This window comes from Buttiauxella sp. WJP83, from assembly GCF_027594725.1.
GTDB classification, from domain to species: domain Bacteria; phylum Pseudomonadota; class Gammaproteobacteria; order Enterobacterales; family Enterobacteriaceae; genus Buttiauxella; species Buttiauxella selenatireducens.
In genome coordinates this window covers 1,678,437-1,692,359 of the sequence record NZ_CP110080.1, presented here as the reverse complement: position 1 = coordinate 1,692,359, position 13,923 = coordinate 1,678,437, and the positions used below count along the sequence as shown (strand labels likewise).

12 protein-coding genes and 1 tRNA gene are annotated in these 13,923 nt (G+C 51.6%); 6 read left to right on the top strand and 7 right to left on the bottom strand.

Features of this window, described 5'->3' with window-relative positions:
• Positions 1-208: 208 nt before the first annotated feature.
• From mtfA to OH773_RS07820, 5 genes are all read left to right on the top strand, one after another.
• Positions 209-1,006 (top strand): DgsA anti-repressor MtfA, encoded by a 798-nt coding sequence (gene mtfA / locus OH773_RS07840; protein WP_270144577.1) that lies wholly within the window; start codon positions 209-211, stop codon positions 1,004-1,006.
• A gap of 100 nt (positions 1,007-1,106) precedes the next feature.
• A tRNA-Asn gene (locus OH773_RS07835) sits at positions 1,107-1,182 on the top strand.
• A 253-nt stretch (positions 1,183-1,435) separates the two neighbouring features.
• Complete coding sequence (locus OH773_RS07830) at positions 1,436-2,479, top strand: extracellular solute-binding protein (protein WP_270144574.1); 1,044 nt, start codon at positions 1,436-1,438, stop codon at positions 2,477-2,479.
• On the top strand, positions 2,463-4,151 hold the full coding sequence (locus tag OH773_RS07825) for an ABC transporter permease (RefSeq protein ID WP_270144572.1): 1,689 nt from the start codon (positions 2,463-2,465) through the stop codon (positions 4,149-4,151). Before OH773_RS07830 ends, OH773_RS07825 begins: the two co-directional genes overlap by 17 nt.
• A gap of 11 nt (positions 4,152-4,162) precedes the next feature.
• Positions 4,163-4,846, top strand: a complete 684-nt coding sequence (locus tag OH773_RS07820; protein WP_270144570.1) for an ABC transporter ATP-binding protein — start codon at positions 4,163-4,165, stop codon at positions 4,844-4,846.
• An 88-nt stretch (positions 4,847-4,934) separates the two neighbouring features.
• Here OH773_RS07820 and nfsB read toward each other — a convergent pair whose 3' ends face one another.
• Together nfsB and OH773_RS07810 are read right to left on the bottom strand one after the other, a co-directional pair.
• Positions 4,935-5,588 carry an oxygen-insensitive NAD(P)H nitroreductase gene (nfsB, locus tag OH773_RS07815; RefSeq protein WP_270144568.1) on the bottom strand — a complete coding sequence of 218 codons (654 nt, stop codon included), beginning with the start codon at positions 5,586-5,588 and terminating at the stop codon, positions 4,935-4,937.
• Between the two features lie 39 nt (positions 5,589-5,627).
• On the bottom strand, positions 5,628-6,635 hold the full coding sequence (locus OH773_RS07810; protein ID WP_270144566.1) for a zinc-binding alcohol dehydrogenase family protein: 1,008 nt from the start codon (positions 6,633-6,635) through the stop codon (positions 5,628-5,630).
• Positions 6,636-6,734: 99 nt separating this feature from the next.
• Between OH773_RS07810 and OH773_RS07805 the strand changes: the two genes are divergently transcribed.
• Positions 6,735-7,646, top strand: coding sequence for a LysR family transcriptional regulator (locus tag OH773_RS07805; protein ID WP_270144564.1), 912 nt, complete (start codon positions 6,735-6,737; stop codon positions 7,644-7,646).
• Positions 7,647-7,687: 41 nt separating this feature from the next.
• Here the strand turns inward: OH773_RS07805 and OH773_RS07800 are convergent, their stop codons facing one another.
• The 5 genes from OH773_RS07800 to livM form a co-directional block, all read right to left on the bottom strand.
• Positions 7,688-9,202 (bottom strand): AbgT family transporter, encoded by a 1,515-nt coding sequence (locus OH773_RS07800; RefSeq protein ID WP_270144562.1) that lies wholly within the window; start codon positions 9,200-9,202, stop codon positions 7,688-7,690.
• 293 nt (positions 9,203-9,495) lie between these two features.
• Positions 9,496-10,935, bottom strand: coding sequence for an EmmdR/YeeO family multidrug/toxin efflux MATE transporter (locus tag OH773_RS07795; protein ID WP_270144560.1), 1,440 nt, complete (start codon positions 10,933-10,935; stop codon positions 9,496-9,498).
• Between the two features lie 93 nt (positions 10,936-11,028).
• The gene (locus OH773_RS07790) at positions 11,029-11,745 is read right to left on the bottom strand and encodes an ABC transporter ATP-binding protein (RefSeq protein ID WP_183269779.1); all 717 of its coding nucleotides are present in this window, start codon (positions 11,743-11,745) and stop codon (positions 11,029-11,031) included.
• Entirely contained in the window at positions 11,742-12,632 is an 891-nt protein-coding gene (locus tag OH773_RS07785) for an ABC transporter ATP-binding protein (RefSeq protein ID WP_270144558.1), read from the bottom strand. The genes OH773_RS07790 and OH773_RS07785 overlap by 4 nt, the downstream gene beginning before the upstream one ends.
• Positions 12,629-13,921: a high-affinity branched-chain amino acid ABC transporter permease LivM gene (gene livM, locus OH773_RS07780; RefSeq protein ID WP_270144556.1), complete on the bottom strand. Its 1,293-nt coding sequence runs from the start codon at positions 13,919-13,921 to the stop codon at positions 12,629-12,631. The genes OH773_RS07785 and livM overlap by 4 nt, the downstream gene beginning before the upstream one ends.
• Positions 13,922-13,923: the final 2 nt, after the last annotated feature.

The window sequence follows — 13,923 nt, the reverse complement described above, 5'->3', positions numbered from 1 at the left end:
AAATAAATTAAGCCCATCCACTCAACTGTGACTCGTGTCGTTGAAAGGTTTTTTGGTAAGTGTTTGAATAATGACACAGAGAATACGTTCTAATCGTTTTCTCGGGCGGTCCTGTTCAGGTCGCTGCCATGTGCCCCACTAGTGCGGCATTTTCACAGTCACGGTATAGTAGTTTTCCGTTCAAGAGATGACTTTGCGAGCGAGCAACATGATTAAGTGGCCCTGGAAAGCAAGTGATTCATCTGCTGTCACAGCACTGCCGTGGGAGCAGGCTTTGTCCATTCCTGTTCTGGCAACGCTTACGCCTGCCGAACAAGATAAGTTGATCCGTCTGGCGGACCGTTTTTTACAGCAAAAACGCCTGGTGCCTTTGCAAGGCTTTGAGCTTGATGATCTAAAAAGTGCGCGTATCGCGCTACTGTTCTGCTTGCCGGTGTTGGAGCTAGGTATTGAGTGGCTGGATGGTTTTCATGAGATCCTCATCTACCCCGCTCCGTTTGTGGTCGATGACGAATGGCAAGATGACATTGGCCTTGTTCATAATCAGCGCGTTGTTCAGTCCGGCCAAAGCTGGCAGCAAGGCCCGATTGTGCTTAACTGGCTTGACGTGCAGGACTCCTTTGACGCCTCCGGGTTTAATCTGGTCTTCCATGAAGTGGCTCATAAGCTGGATATGCGCAATGGCGATCGTGCCAGTGGGATCCCGTTAATTGCCCTGCGTGAGGTTGCCGGCTGGGAACATGACCTCCATGCAGCAATGAGCAACATTCAGGACGAAATTGACATGGTTGGCGAAAACGCCGCGAGCATTGATGCCTATGCAGCGTCGGAACCGGCAGAATGTTTTGCAGTGCTCTCAGAGTATTTTTTCAGCGCACCTGAGCTTTTCGCCCCACGTTTCCCTTCGCTTTATCAGCGATTTTGCCAGTTTTATGGCCAAAACCCATTGTTACGGTTACGCGAGAGTGAAAACAACTCAACATCTCACGGAAATACGGTGCATTAATTCAACAAGTTGAGCTTAATTTAATCATCTGAATCAACATGTTATTTTTGTTATTGACTCTTTTTGAACGTGACGTTACTATTTGCCTCGTTCAAACGATTCCTCTGTAGTTCAGTCGGTAGAACGGCGGACTGTTAATCCGTATGTCACTGGTTCGAGTCCAGTCAGAGGAGCCAAATTTAAGAAGCCTGCTTAGGAAACTAAGCGGGCTTTTTGCTTTTTGGAAACAACACTCCTGTTCGTGAAATCTCCGTTGTATCAATCAGTGTGACCCAGCAAACCCTTCCAGTTAAAGTTATGTAAATGTTGACGTTCTGTGCTCTTGCGCGATTGTAAACAATAGTGATTATCATTTATCTTGCGCCAGCCTGCAGGGATGCCTCTCTGCTCTGAATCCGATAAGTTCAAATCACTCAGGGATATATAACGATGAATGAGTTTGCTCAGCCTCGCACCGGACTGCGACGTATCACGCTTGCATCCGCTCTGGTTTTCTCCGTCAGCCTGCCGGTTTTTGCTCAAGGCGATCTCACACTTTATACCACCCGTGAACCCGGTCTTATTCAGCCATTGCTGGATAGCTGGACACAATCCAGCGGCGTGAAAGTCAATACGGTTTACATCAAAGACGGCATGCTTGAGCGCGTCAAAGCGGAAGGGAAAAACTCCCCTGCCGACCTGCTGATGACCGTCGATGCGGGTAATCTCATTGATTTAGTTGAAGCAGGCGTCACGCAGCCAGTGGACTCGGCCATGCTCAAAACCGCCATTCCGGCTAACCTTCGTGGCGAAGATAATCAGTGGTTCGCGCTTTCAATGCGTGCCCGTGTGCTCTATGCAGACAAATCCCTGCCCATTGATAACTGGCATTACGAGCAACTTTCAAGCCCTGAATACAAAGGCAAAGTTTGTATTCGTTCCGGACAGCATCCGTATAACACCGCCCTAATCGCCGCCATGATTGCTCACCATGGTGAAGCAAAAACAGAAGAGTGGCTGCGTGGTGTGAAGGCTAACCTGGCGCGTAAAGCTACCGGTGGCGATCGTGATGTGGCGCGCGACATTCTCGGGGGTATTTGCGATATCGGTCTGGCTAACTCCTACTATATTGGCCACATGAAAAACGCCAAAGAAGGCAGCGATGCACGCAAGTGGGGCGATGCCATTAAAGTGGTGAAACCAACCTTCGAACAAGGTGGCACACACGTCAATATCAGTGGGGCTGCTGTGGCTCGTTATGCGCCAAACAAAGCTGAAGCAGTGAAACTGATGGAATACCTGGTTTCTGCTCCAGCCCAACAGATTTATGCCAAAGCGAACTTTGAGTATCCGGTTCTGAAAGGGGTGAATCTTGACCCGGTCATTAGCGCAACTATCGGTGAAATTGATGTTGATAAAATCCCTTTAACCGAGATCGTGAAACATCGTAAACAAGCGAGCCTGTTGGTAGATAAAGTTGGATTCGATCAATAAAACCCTTCGTCTTCCGACGTTACGCGGCCTGGTTTCCGGGCCGCAGTCACTCTTAACGCCTCTGCACCTTGCCGCATTATGTGTCGCATTAGGTGTGCTGATGCCTATCGTTGCGCTTATCTGGCAGGCAACACAGGCTGATTTTTCGCACTGGGAAAACCTGGTCAATTTTGTCCTTCCCTCGGTGCTAAAAAATACCGTGCTGTTGCTGGCAGGCGTTGCGGTCATCGTGGGCGTGATTGGCGTGGGTAGCGCCTGGGCCGTAACGGCATGGGATTTCCCAGGGCGTAAGATCCTTACCTGGGCGCTGTTATTGCCGCTGGCCATGCCGACCTATATCGTGGCCTTCGCCTGGCTCGATTTGCTCCATCCCATCGGCCCGATGCAAACATTCATCCGCTTTTTGCTTGGATATGACAGCCCGCGACAGTTCCGCCTTCCTGACTTACGTTCACTTCCGGGTGCGATTATTCTGTTGGGCCTGGTGCTGTATCCGTACGTCTACCTGACCACGCGCGCCATGTTTATCAGCCAACCTGCGCATCTGTTGGAGGCGGCTCGCACATTAGGATGCAGCGCGGCGGGCACCTTCTTTCGCGTGGCACTGCCGATGGCCCGCCCGGCGCTGGCAGTCGGAATCAGTCTGGCGCTTCTGGAAACGCTCAATGATATTGGTGCATCTGAATTTCTTGGTGTTCAAACCTTAACCGTCACGGTTTATACCACCTGGATTTCGCGTTCAGATTTGGCTTCGGCGGCGCAAATCGCCTGCATGATGTTGATGTTTATTTTCTGCATCCTGACGCTTGAGTTTTATGGCCGTAAAAAGCAAGGGTTTAGCAGCCGAAACCTACGTGAGATTCAACCAACACCGGTGCGCGGTTGGCGTGGCTGGTTGCTTGGTACTGTTATCGCCCTGCCCGTCATTCTGGGCTTTGTTGCGCCGGTGATTTTTCTGGCGTGGGAGAGTATTAAACGTTTGGGTGAACAAAACCCGCTCTCACCTTCGTTGCTTTCTGCGTTACAAAATACCTTGTCACTAGCGGCGGGAACCACGTTGGTAGTGGTTTGCGTCAGTTTACTGGTGGCATGGAGCGCGCGCCACAGTGCGGCAGACAACACGATGTCAGGCTTTCGCCGTGGTGTCATGCGTCTTGCGTCATTGGGTTACGCGGTTCCAGGCACCATACTGGCAATTGGTTTTCTCACTCCAGCGATGGCTGTGGACAGATGGCTGGCGGACTTGCTCGAGATTCGCGGTTTACCGCTCATGTCTGCCGGTATCTTATTGGTCATCTGTTGTGCGATGCGTTTTCAGGCCATTGCCATTGGCGCGCTGGACTCCGGGCTTAGCCGCATTCCTCCCTCTCTGGAACATGCATCAAGATTGCTCGGGGAAAATGGCGCAGGAACCTTTGCCAGGATTCATTTCCCGTTGCTGCGCCCAGCGCTTGTCAGCAGTGCATTATTGGTGTTCGCCGATGCCATGAAAGAACTGCCGACTACCTTACTTTTGCGCCCGGTAAACTTTGAGACGTTAGCGACACTGTTATACGCAGAAGCGGCGCGGGGAACCTACGAAGAAGGGGCTATCGCCGCCTTGATGATCGTTCTCACGGGCACGTTACCGGTTATTTTACTGGTGCGTCACCAGATGACGCGTCAGGGCTAGAGGAACGACTTATGTCAGAAATTGCGTTACGTCTTCAGGATGTGCACGTTGCCTATGGCAACAGCCAACAATCGGTTCTGAAAGGGTTTTCGATGTCGGTGCGCAAGGGTGAACTGGCCTGCCTGCTGGGTGCATCCGGCTGTGGCAAGACGACCGTTCTGCGGGCGGTTGCCGGTTTTGAACGACTGCAACACGGTGAAATTTATGTTTCGCAACGACGCGTCGCGGCGCCTGGAATTCATCTTCCGCCGGAGAAGCGCCATGTCGGCATGGTGTTTCAGGAGTACGCGTTATTCCCGCATCTGACTGCGCAACAAAACGTGGCATTTGGACTGCGTCGCCTGCCACGCGATGAGCAACATGAACGTGTCACTGAACTGCTCAGAATGGTGGATTTACACAGCCATGCCAGCCACTACCCACACGAATTATCCGGCGGGCAACAACAGCGTATTGCATTAGCGCGAGCACTGGCACCGCATCCCGAGATCCTGCTGCTCGATGAACCGTTTTCCAGTCTGGATAAACAAACGCGCGAACGCCTTGGGCGCGAGGTGCGGGATATTTTGCGCGATGCGGGGCAAACAGCGCTGCTGGTCACTCACAGTGAACATGAAGCCCATCTGATGGCTGACCATATCGGTTATGTGCGACAGGGTCAGTTTCGTGCGGGTGAAAAAACAATGAAGGGGTGAGCACTGAACGGCGATCCGTCCTGTAAAACACACCACCAGTGAATGTCACTACGCTAATTCGCGCTGTAGCAGCATTGAAAATGTCGGATTAGCACTCCGTTAAGATTTCACTGAACTCAAGGCGTGATTTTGGCAGTGCGGCGTTAAAGTCTTCCACGCTGCGATAACCGACAGGCACGATGACCAGGCTGGTGAAGCCTTTTTCACGCAGACCAAACTCTTCATCCAGAATGCGGGCGTCAAAACCTTCAATCGGCACGGCGTCGATGTTCAGCGTGGAGACACCCAACAGGAAATTCCCGACATTGAGATAAACTTGTTTTTCCATCCAATGCTGCGCATCTTTCAAATCAAAACGGTGCATATTGACGAAATAAGAACGGCCTTTGTGTTGCCCTTCCATTGCCTGCTGGCTGGCAAAACGGCCATCCGCATTTTCTTTATCCAGCAGCGTGGAGAGATGCTGCTCATCGATGCTGGTTTTGGCACAGAACACCACAACATGCGAAGCATCAAGTACTTTGCGTTCGTTGAAGACGTAAAAACCCGCTGTCGCCTTAGCAATGCGCGCTTTGGCTTCTGGCGTGCTGGCCAAAATAAAATGCCACGGCTGTGAGTTAGTACTGGACGGGCTCAGGCGCAGTAACTCCTTCACTTTTTCAATGTTTCCGTCACTGATTTTTTTGCTTGGGTCAAATGCTTTAGTTGAATAGCGTGATGCTGCTGATTGAATGATATCCATCATATTACCTGTATATTTTTCGTTATGATTATTATGAAGTTAGAAACCTTCGAGCACGATTTTACCGACCGCGCGATGGGTTTCAATTAATTCATGGGCCCGACGCAAATTTGCGGCATTAATGGTGCCGAAATGTTCGCCAAGGGTCGTTTGCAGCACGCGCTGGTCAATCAATTCAGCCACGCGAGACAACAGATGGTGCTGCTCGATCATGTCGTGAGTTTCGAACATTGAACGGGTAAACATAAATTCCCAATGCAGTGAAATGCTTTTCACCTTCAGCGGACGCGCATCCAGCGTCTCAGGGTCGTCAATCAGCGCCAGTTTCCCTTGTGGTGCCAGCACCTCAATCAACTGCGTGTAATGCTGCTCAGTCTGATTCAGGCTTGCAACGTGGGTAACATGCTTCACTCCAATACGCGCCAGTTCTTCCGCCAGCGGTTTGCTGTGGTCGATAACGTGATGCGCGCCTAAATCAGTGACCCATTTTTGGCTTTGTGGACGCGAAGCCGTGCCAATTACGGTGATGTTGGTGAGCTGACGCGCCAGCTGCGTCAAAATTGAACCCACGCCACCCGCCGCGCCTACAATCAGCAGCACTTCGTTTTCATTCCCGCCTTCTTTTACCCCCAGACGGTCAAACAACATTTCCCATGCCGTGATCGCTGTTAAAGGCAGTGCGGCGGCAGACGCGTTATCAATGGATTTAGGTTTCAGTGCCACGATGCGCTCATCCACCAGTTGGAATTCACTATTGCTTCCAGGACGAGTCAACGAACCGGCGTACCACACTTCATCACCCGGGTTAAACAGAGTGACGGCTTCACCCGTTGAGACCACCACACCGACCGCATCCCAACCCAACACTCGTGGCTGGTCAGCTTTAAAACCCGCGCGGACTTTGGTATCCACCGGATTCACCGAAATGGCTTTCACTTCGACCAGTAAATCATGGCCTGATGCGACAGGTGTCGGTAAAGTGACCTCGCTGAGAAAATCTACATTGCTGCCCGCCTGCGCGGCCTGAGTAATAGCGATAGCTTTCATTGGGTGCTCCAGAGACTAAATGAATAAACTCATGGTACAAGGTGTGTTGCGGGCGAAAAATAGTCCCTACAAAACAACACTTATACTCGGAGAGTTAAAATGCTCAGGTTGGAAGACCTCACTTTGTTTGTCAGGGCCGCTGCCTTAAACAGTTTTAGCGACACCGCGCGCGAAGCAGGATTGCAGCCTGCGCAGGTCAGCACCGCCATCAAACGCCTTGAGCAATCGCTGAATATCCGTCTCTTCGCCCGTTCGACGCGCAGCCTGAGGCTGACGCCAGAAGGTGAAATCTGGCTGCCGTACGCCATCAGCACCCTACAAACTCTGGAAGCAGGATTTGAGCAAATCCAACCTGCACGTGACGAAGTGCGTGGCGTGCTGCAAATTGCAGTTCCTTCCGACCTCGGGCGCAATCTGTTGCTGGCGGTATTTCAGGCCTTTCGCCGTGAACATCCGGCACTGCAGTTGAAAATATTGTTCTCCGACCAAGTGACCGACGTGTTTAGAGATCCGGTGGATGTGGCTTTCCGTTATGGCAATAACGACGACGCCTCTTATGTGGCATTACCGCTTGCCCCGCATAACCACCGGGTTATCGTGGCAGCGCCATCGTATCTCGAACGTTGCGGCGAGCCTAAAGCCCTCAGCGATCTGGTATCGCATGACGCGCTGACCTATGCGATTCGCGGGCGGGTTTATGATAAATGGACGCTCAGCCTGAATGGCGACGCACACTATGTCGCGGTAAAAAGCGCGATGATGAGTGATGATGCGGAAGTGATTCGCCGGTTAGCCGTCGCGGGTGAAGGGATTGCCTATAAATCCTGGCTGGATGTCAGTGAAGACGTTAACGAAGGTCGTCTGAAGATTATTTTGCCGCAGTATCAGGGCGATAGCGTTCCGCTTAATATGATTTGTCCACACCGCAAACAGCTTTCAACCACCGTGCGCCTGCTGCATGAAGCGGTAAAACAGCGCTGCGATGTTCTGCAAAACGTGCGACCCGCTTAAAAGAAAACCGGCCACAATCGTGGCCGGTAAGATTAACGCAATTACTGAATCGGATAGGTATACGGCGCGTTTACGCCCAACGGCAAGCCCAGTGCCCACCACACCAGTAAGAAGATGCTCCAGCAGGTAAAGAAGATTACTGAGTACGGCATCATCATCGATACCAGCGTACCCACACCGGTGGATTTCACATAGCGCTGGCAATACACCACCACCAGCGGGAAGAACACCATCAACGGAGTAATAATGTTGGTGGTCGAGTCACCCACACGGAACGCGGCCTGCGTCAGTTCCGGGGAGATCCCAACCGCCATCAGCATTGGCACCATAATTGGTGACAACAGCGCCCATTTCGCCGATGCCGAACCAATCAGGATGTTCACCATCGCCGTCAGGAGGATCATGCCAATAATGGTGGCTTCACCCGGCAATGCCATGGTCTTCAGCACATCCGCGCCCGCCAACGCCACCAACGTACCGATATTGGAATCACCAAACGCTTTGATGAACATGGCGCAGAAGAAAGCCATGACCATGTACGAACCCATTTTGCTCATGGACTCATTCATCGCATTGATAACATCTTTGCCACTGCTGAATGTCCCGGCGACAAAACCGTAAACAATGCCAGGGATAATAAAGATCAAGAAAATCAATGGCACGATGGATTTCATGATCGGCGCACCGTAGCTGGTCAACGAACCATCGCTTGCTCGCAGCAGTGACGTTTCAGGCCATGCAAGAGCTGCAAGCCCCGCCAGACCCAGAATCATCACCAGGCCTGCCACTTTAAAGCCGCGGCTTTCCTGTACGCTATAAGAACTCATATCTTCGTTATGCTGATAATCCCCGTCGATTTCCAGTTTCGACACACGCGGCTCAACAATACGTTCGGTCACCCACCAGCCAACCAGGGTAATCATCACTGTAGAACCGATGCCGAAGAACAGGTTACACAGCGTGTTGACGGTATAGGTGTTATCCAGCAATTGCGCCGCAGTCTGGGTGAAACCTTGCAGCAACGCATCGTTACCGGTTGGCACCATGTTCGCGGCAAAACCACCCGATACCCCGGCAAATGCCGCCGCAATCCCCGCTAACGGGTGGCGACCGACAGACATAAAAATAATCGCGCCCAATGGAATAACCAGCACGTAGCCCGCATCCGCAGCCACATGGCTAAACATGGCGACGAAGATAATCATTGGGGTTAGCAGTTTCTTCGGCGTCACACGCAGCATTTTTTTCAGGCCGGTATTAATAAAACCTGAGCTTTCCGCCACGCCCACACCCAGCATCGCAACCAGTACGATACCCAGCGGTGCAAAACTGGTAAACGTGGTGACCATCGAAGAAATGGTGACCGTTAATGCCTGCGGTGAAAGCAGATTATTAATTTTAACGGCTTCGTGGGTGACCGGGTTGATGACATCAAAATCAACGGTAGAAAGCACCGCAGATAACGCCATGACCACCAGTAAAAAATAGAAGAAGATCAACGCGGGCTCGGGTAATTTATTCCCTGCTTTCTCAACAGCGTTGAGAAATCCTGTCATTAGACGACCTTCCGTGTTCCTTGTCGTTGTACTCATTCCTACCTCTTCTCGCTGTTACATTCATAAAAGTCATTGCTTATCGCAATTAATAACATTTTAGAATAATTTACAGCGACTAACTTTACGTTAATAGTCAAAACGAGACATCGACAGGTGATAGATGTCAACTTTTCAAAGAATGACCAGATATTGAGTTGGATAACAACGAAAAACACAGAATAAAAATCGGATGTCGCTTGTGCTAATCCGATCAAAAAAAGCCGTTAAAGAGAGTTTGCGTAGCAACGTCCCTTTTACGTTTTAGAGAGGGGTTCTTTTTTAAGGCGCGGATATTTTTTAAGCCAACGCCCGCTGACCATGCGCCAATAGAACAACACGCCGCGTACTGTCCAGTCGAAGAACATCCCCATCCAGACACCCACCACGCCCATTCCCAGCACAATACCTAATGTGTAACCTGCCACGACCCGGCAACCCCACATACTCGCCATGGAAACCCACATGGCAAATCGGGCATCACGTGCCCCTTTCAGCCCGGCAGGTAAGACCCAGGACGCCGCCCAAATAGGCATAAATGCGGCATTCAACCAAATCAGAATTTTGACGACTTCTTTGACATCATCTTCGTGGGTGTAGAACGACGCCATCAGTCCCGCAAAAGGTGCCGTTCCCCAGGCAATAATCGTCAGGCCAAGCGTAGAAAGCCAAAATACATGACGCAGTTGCCGTTCTGCCTGGCCAATTTGCCCTTTGCCCAGACGTTTGCCGACAATAATCGTGGAGGCCGAGCCAAGGGCGTTCCCCGGCAAGTTAATCAACGCGGCAATCGAGAAAGCAATAAAGTTACCGGCAATGACGTTGGTCCCCATTCCGGCCACAAACATTTGCGTCAGCAATTTACCGGCGTTAAACAACACCGATTCGATACTGGCGGGAATACCAATCCCCAGCACTTCCCACAAAATGCCGATTTTGAGCGGCCGGAAATAACTTTTCAGCGAGATACGCAACGATGGGGCAATTCCCACCACCAGCACGTAAATAAAGCCCAGCGCACCGATATAGCGCGAAATGGTCAATCCCAACCCTGCGCCAAAAAAGCCCAGTCCGTTCCAGCCCAGCGCGCCATAAATCAATACGCTACTGATAATAATGTTGAGAATATTCATCCCGCCGTTAATCAGTAACGGGATTTTGGTATTTCCTGCCCCGCGCAATGCACCACTGCTGATAAGCGCAATGGCCGCCGCCGGATAACTCCACACCGTCGTCTGGAGATAAGAGAGTGCCAACGCCTTCACTTCTGGGGTGGCCGCACCGGCAATAATATTGACCACATGTTCACCCGCAAGGTGAATCCCTACCGCCAGCCCGATAGCAATAATCGTCATCAGGATCAACGACTGACGTGCTGCGTCACGCGCACGTTTAGGGTCACGCTTACCGAGACTGAACGCTACCACCACGGTGGTACCGAGATCGACTGCGGCAAAGAATGCCATGATGACCATGTTGAAGCTGTCAGCCAGACCTACGCCCGCCATCGCCTCTTTACCCAGCCAACTCACGAGGAAAGTACTCAACACCCCCATCAATAAAACGCAGGTGTTTTCCATGAAAATAGGTACGGCGAGCGGGGTAATTTCGCGCCAGAACAGGACTCGATAGCTTTTTCGTTTGGTATACCAACGCGTGTTAGCCACGCGCTGGCGTAGTGCTGCTTGTAAGTTCAAGATTGACCTTGGGGAGGAAAGTGAAACCACATTTCAAATAATGATTTAGTCTTCATGATCCTGCAAAGTATTTTTTGTATATCCTTCATTCTTCTATACACCTCCAAGGTAAGCTTTACGCACCTCCTGATTCCCCAGCAACTCTTCGCCGCTGCCACTCAGGCGGATCTGCCCATTCGCCATCACATAACCCCGGTCGGACAGTTTCAACGCATGGTGCGCGTTTTGTTCAACCAGGAAAATCGTCATGCCATTTTGCGCAAGCTCGCGCAGTGTCTGGAAAATTTGCTTCACCACAATGGGCGCTAGCCCAAGACTCGGCTCATCGAGCAGCAACAGTTTCGGGCGACTCATCAGCGCCCTAGCAATCGCCAGCATTTGCTGTTCACCACCGGACATCGTCATCGCACGCTGTTTGCGGCGCTCTTTTAGACGTGGGAAAAGATCGAACATCGTTTGCAGATCCTGGGCGGCAAATTGGTTACCAATAGGAATGGTGCCCATCAGCAGATTTTCCTCGACCGTCATATCGGGGAAAATTCGCCGCCCTTCAGGAGCCTGAGCAATACCGCCCGAGGCGACAAAATGCGTAGACTTGTGGCTGATGTCATCACCGCGAAACAGTATCTGCCCGTGACGAATACGCGGCTGGCCAAAAATTGACATCAACAGCGTCGATTTCCCTGCCCCATTAGCCCCTATCAACGCCACGGTTTCGCCTTCATTAACCTGCAATGAGACCTGTTTTAGCGCCTGAATTGCGCCATAAAAAACATCTACACCACGAAACTCCAGCATCGCCTCACTCATACCGTGACCTCGTCTTCGTCGGTGCCCAGATAGGCGGCAATGACTTTCTCATCATGTTGTATTTCTTCAGGTTTACCCTGTGCAATCACATCCCCATGGTCGAGCACAATAATGTGGTCGGAAATCTCCATCACCATGCCCATATCATGTTCAATGAGTAACACCGTGATGTCGTGATGGTCGCGCAGAAAACGGATGATTTTACTGAGCGTACGCGTTTCAACCGGATTCAGACCCGCCGCCGGTTCATCAAGGCAGATCATTTCCGGTGCCGTACACATCGCCCGAGCAATCTCAAGCCGACGCTGCTGCCCATAAGACATTTCTCCTGCTAATCGGTTGGCACAATCCACCAGTTCCACCACTTCCAGCCAGTAAAACGCCCGGTCCAGCGCACGGCTTTCTGCCCGCCGGTACGCAGGCGTGTTCAGCACACCAGCCAGTAAATTGCGGTTCACCTGCATGTGTTGCGCCACCAGCAGGTTTTCGACCACCGACATTTCCCGGAACAAACGGATATTCTGAAAGGTTCGTGCAAGCCCTGCGCGGTTCACAAGATGCGTGCCACCAAACATTTTATAAAACAGACGCTGCCCGAACTGTGCCGGATTAATCCAGTCGCCGGGCTGGAATTTCTGCCCCAGCACCTGTATCACATTGGTGGTTTTGTCATGCGTGTTAAACAAGATATTGCCGCCAGAGGCTTTGTAAAAACCGGTCAGGCAGTTAAAGACGGTGGTTTTTCCTGCACCATTGGGGCCAATAAGCGCGGTAATCGAGCCGCGACGCACTTCAAGGTTCACGTCGTTCAGCGCTTTAATGCCACCAAAGTGCATCATCAAATGCTCGACGCTTAAAATCATTTCGCTGACCGAGGCGTTGATCATGGCGACACTCCTTTACGCACCGTAAAGCCGCTACGGTTAATGCGAATAAGGCCGCGTGGCCGCCAAATCATCATCACCACCATCAACATGCCGAACAGCAACACGCGATACTCGGCGAAGCTGCGCAGCAGTTCCGGTGTCACCGTCAACACAAACGCGGCCAATACCACGCCGATCGTTGAGCCCATCCCGCCCAGTACGACAATGGCGAGAATCAATGCAGACTCAAAGAAGGTGAACGATGTGGGGTTAACAAACCCCTGATAAGTCGCAAAAAACACCCCGGCGATCCCCGCAGTGGACGCCCCCAGCGTGAAGGCTGAAAGCTTAACCAGAACGTGATTAAGACCCATCGAGCGACAGGCAATTTCGTCTTCACGCAATGCCTCCCAGGCACGACCAATTGGCATACGCGTCAAACGGTGTTTGATATACAGAACCACCAACACCACCAGCACTAAAATGGTGTAGATAAAAACAAACTTCAGGTTGGGGTTATAGGTGAGGTTAAAAAATTCATGGAAAGGAATACCGCCCTCCTCTTTCGCGCGCCGCCCAAATTCCAGGCCAAACAGCGTGGGCGAAGGTGCCGAAATCCCGTTCGGGCCGCCGGTAAACGTCAGCCAGTTGTTCAGCACCAGGCGGATGATTTCTCCAAATCCTAGCGTCACAATCGCCAGATAATCGCCATGCATGCGTAAAACCGGGAAGCCGAGCAACGCCCCGGCCGCTGCCGCCATCAACGCCGACAGTGGCAACATTGTCCAGAAGCCCAGCCCAAGATACTGATACCCCAACGCCAGGCCGTACGCGCCAATGGCATAAAAGGCGACGTAACCTAAATCCAGCAAACCGGCGAGGCCGACCACGATATTCAAACCCAGGCCGAGTAAGACATAAATCAGCCCGAGGATCGCCACCGTCAACACGTATTTAGTCGCGACAAACGGAAAGCAAATTGCCAATCCAATCACTAACGGAATGATCCAGCGCATGCGGCTTTTGTATTCCGGCGGCCGCACATAGACACCCGAGTTATCCGTTTCAAAACGGCTGAGAAAACGCTCCCCCGTCGCCGTTGTCAAAAACGCACTCAACAAAAAACGTCCGACCATCACCACCGCAATGATGGCGAGCAAACGTCGCCCATTAAAGTTAAAGCTGTAGCCATCAAGCACCACGCCGACAATCGGACCAAAAACAATTAGCGCGACTAAGCCCGCAAAAACCGCATCCAACAGGCAGCGTTTGAGCGGAAAACTTTCGCGTAATTCCGTTTCAGATACCATGC

Coding starts and splice junctions, on each gene's coding strand:
- OH773_RS07805 (WP_270144564.1), top strand. CDS start 6,735: ATGCTCAGGTTGGAAGACCTCACTTTGTTTGTCAGGGCCGCTGCCTTA.
- OH773_RS07820 (WP_270144570.1), top strand. CDS start 4,163: ATGTCAGAAATTGCGTTACGTCTTCAGGATGTGCACGTTGCCTATGGC.
- nfsB (WP_270144568.1), bottom strand. CDS start 5,588: ATGGATATCATTCAATCAGCAGCATCACGCTATTCAACTAAAGCATTT.
- OH773_RS07790 (WP_183269779.1), bottom strand. CDS start 11,745: ATGAGTGAGGCGATGCTGGAGTTTCGTGGTGTAGATGTTTTTTATGGC.
- livM (WP_270144556.1), bottom strand. CDS start 13,921: ATGGTATCTGAAACGGAATTACGCGAAAGTTTTCCGCTCAAACGCTGC.
- OH773_RS07800 (WP_270144562.1), bottom strand. CDS start 9,202: ATGACAGGATTTCTCAACGCTGTTGAGAAAGCAGGGAATAAATTACCC.
- OH773_RS07810 (WP_270144566.1), bottom strand. CDS start 6,635: ATGAAAGCTATCGCTATTACTCAGGCCGCGCAGGCGGGCAGCAATGTA.
- OH773_RS07830 (WP_270144574.1), top strand. CDS start 1,436: ATGAATGAGTTTGCTCAGCCTCGCACCGGACTGCGACGTATCACGCTT.
- OH773_RS07785 (WP_270144558.1), bottom strand. CDS start 12,632: ATGATCAACGCCTCGGTCAGCGAAATGATTTTAAGCGTCGAGCATTTG.
- mtfA (WP_270144577.1), top strand. CDS start 209: ATGATTAAGTGGCCCTGGAAAGCAAGTGATTCATCTGCTGTCACAGCA.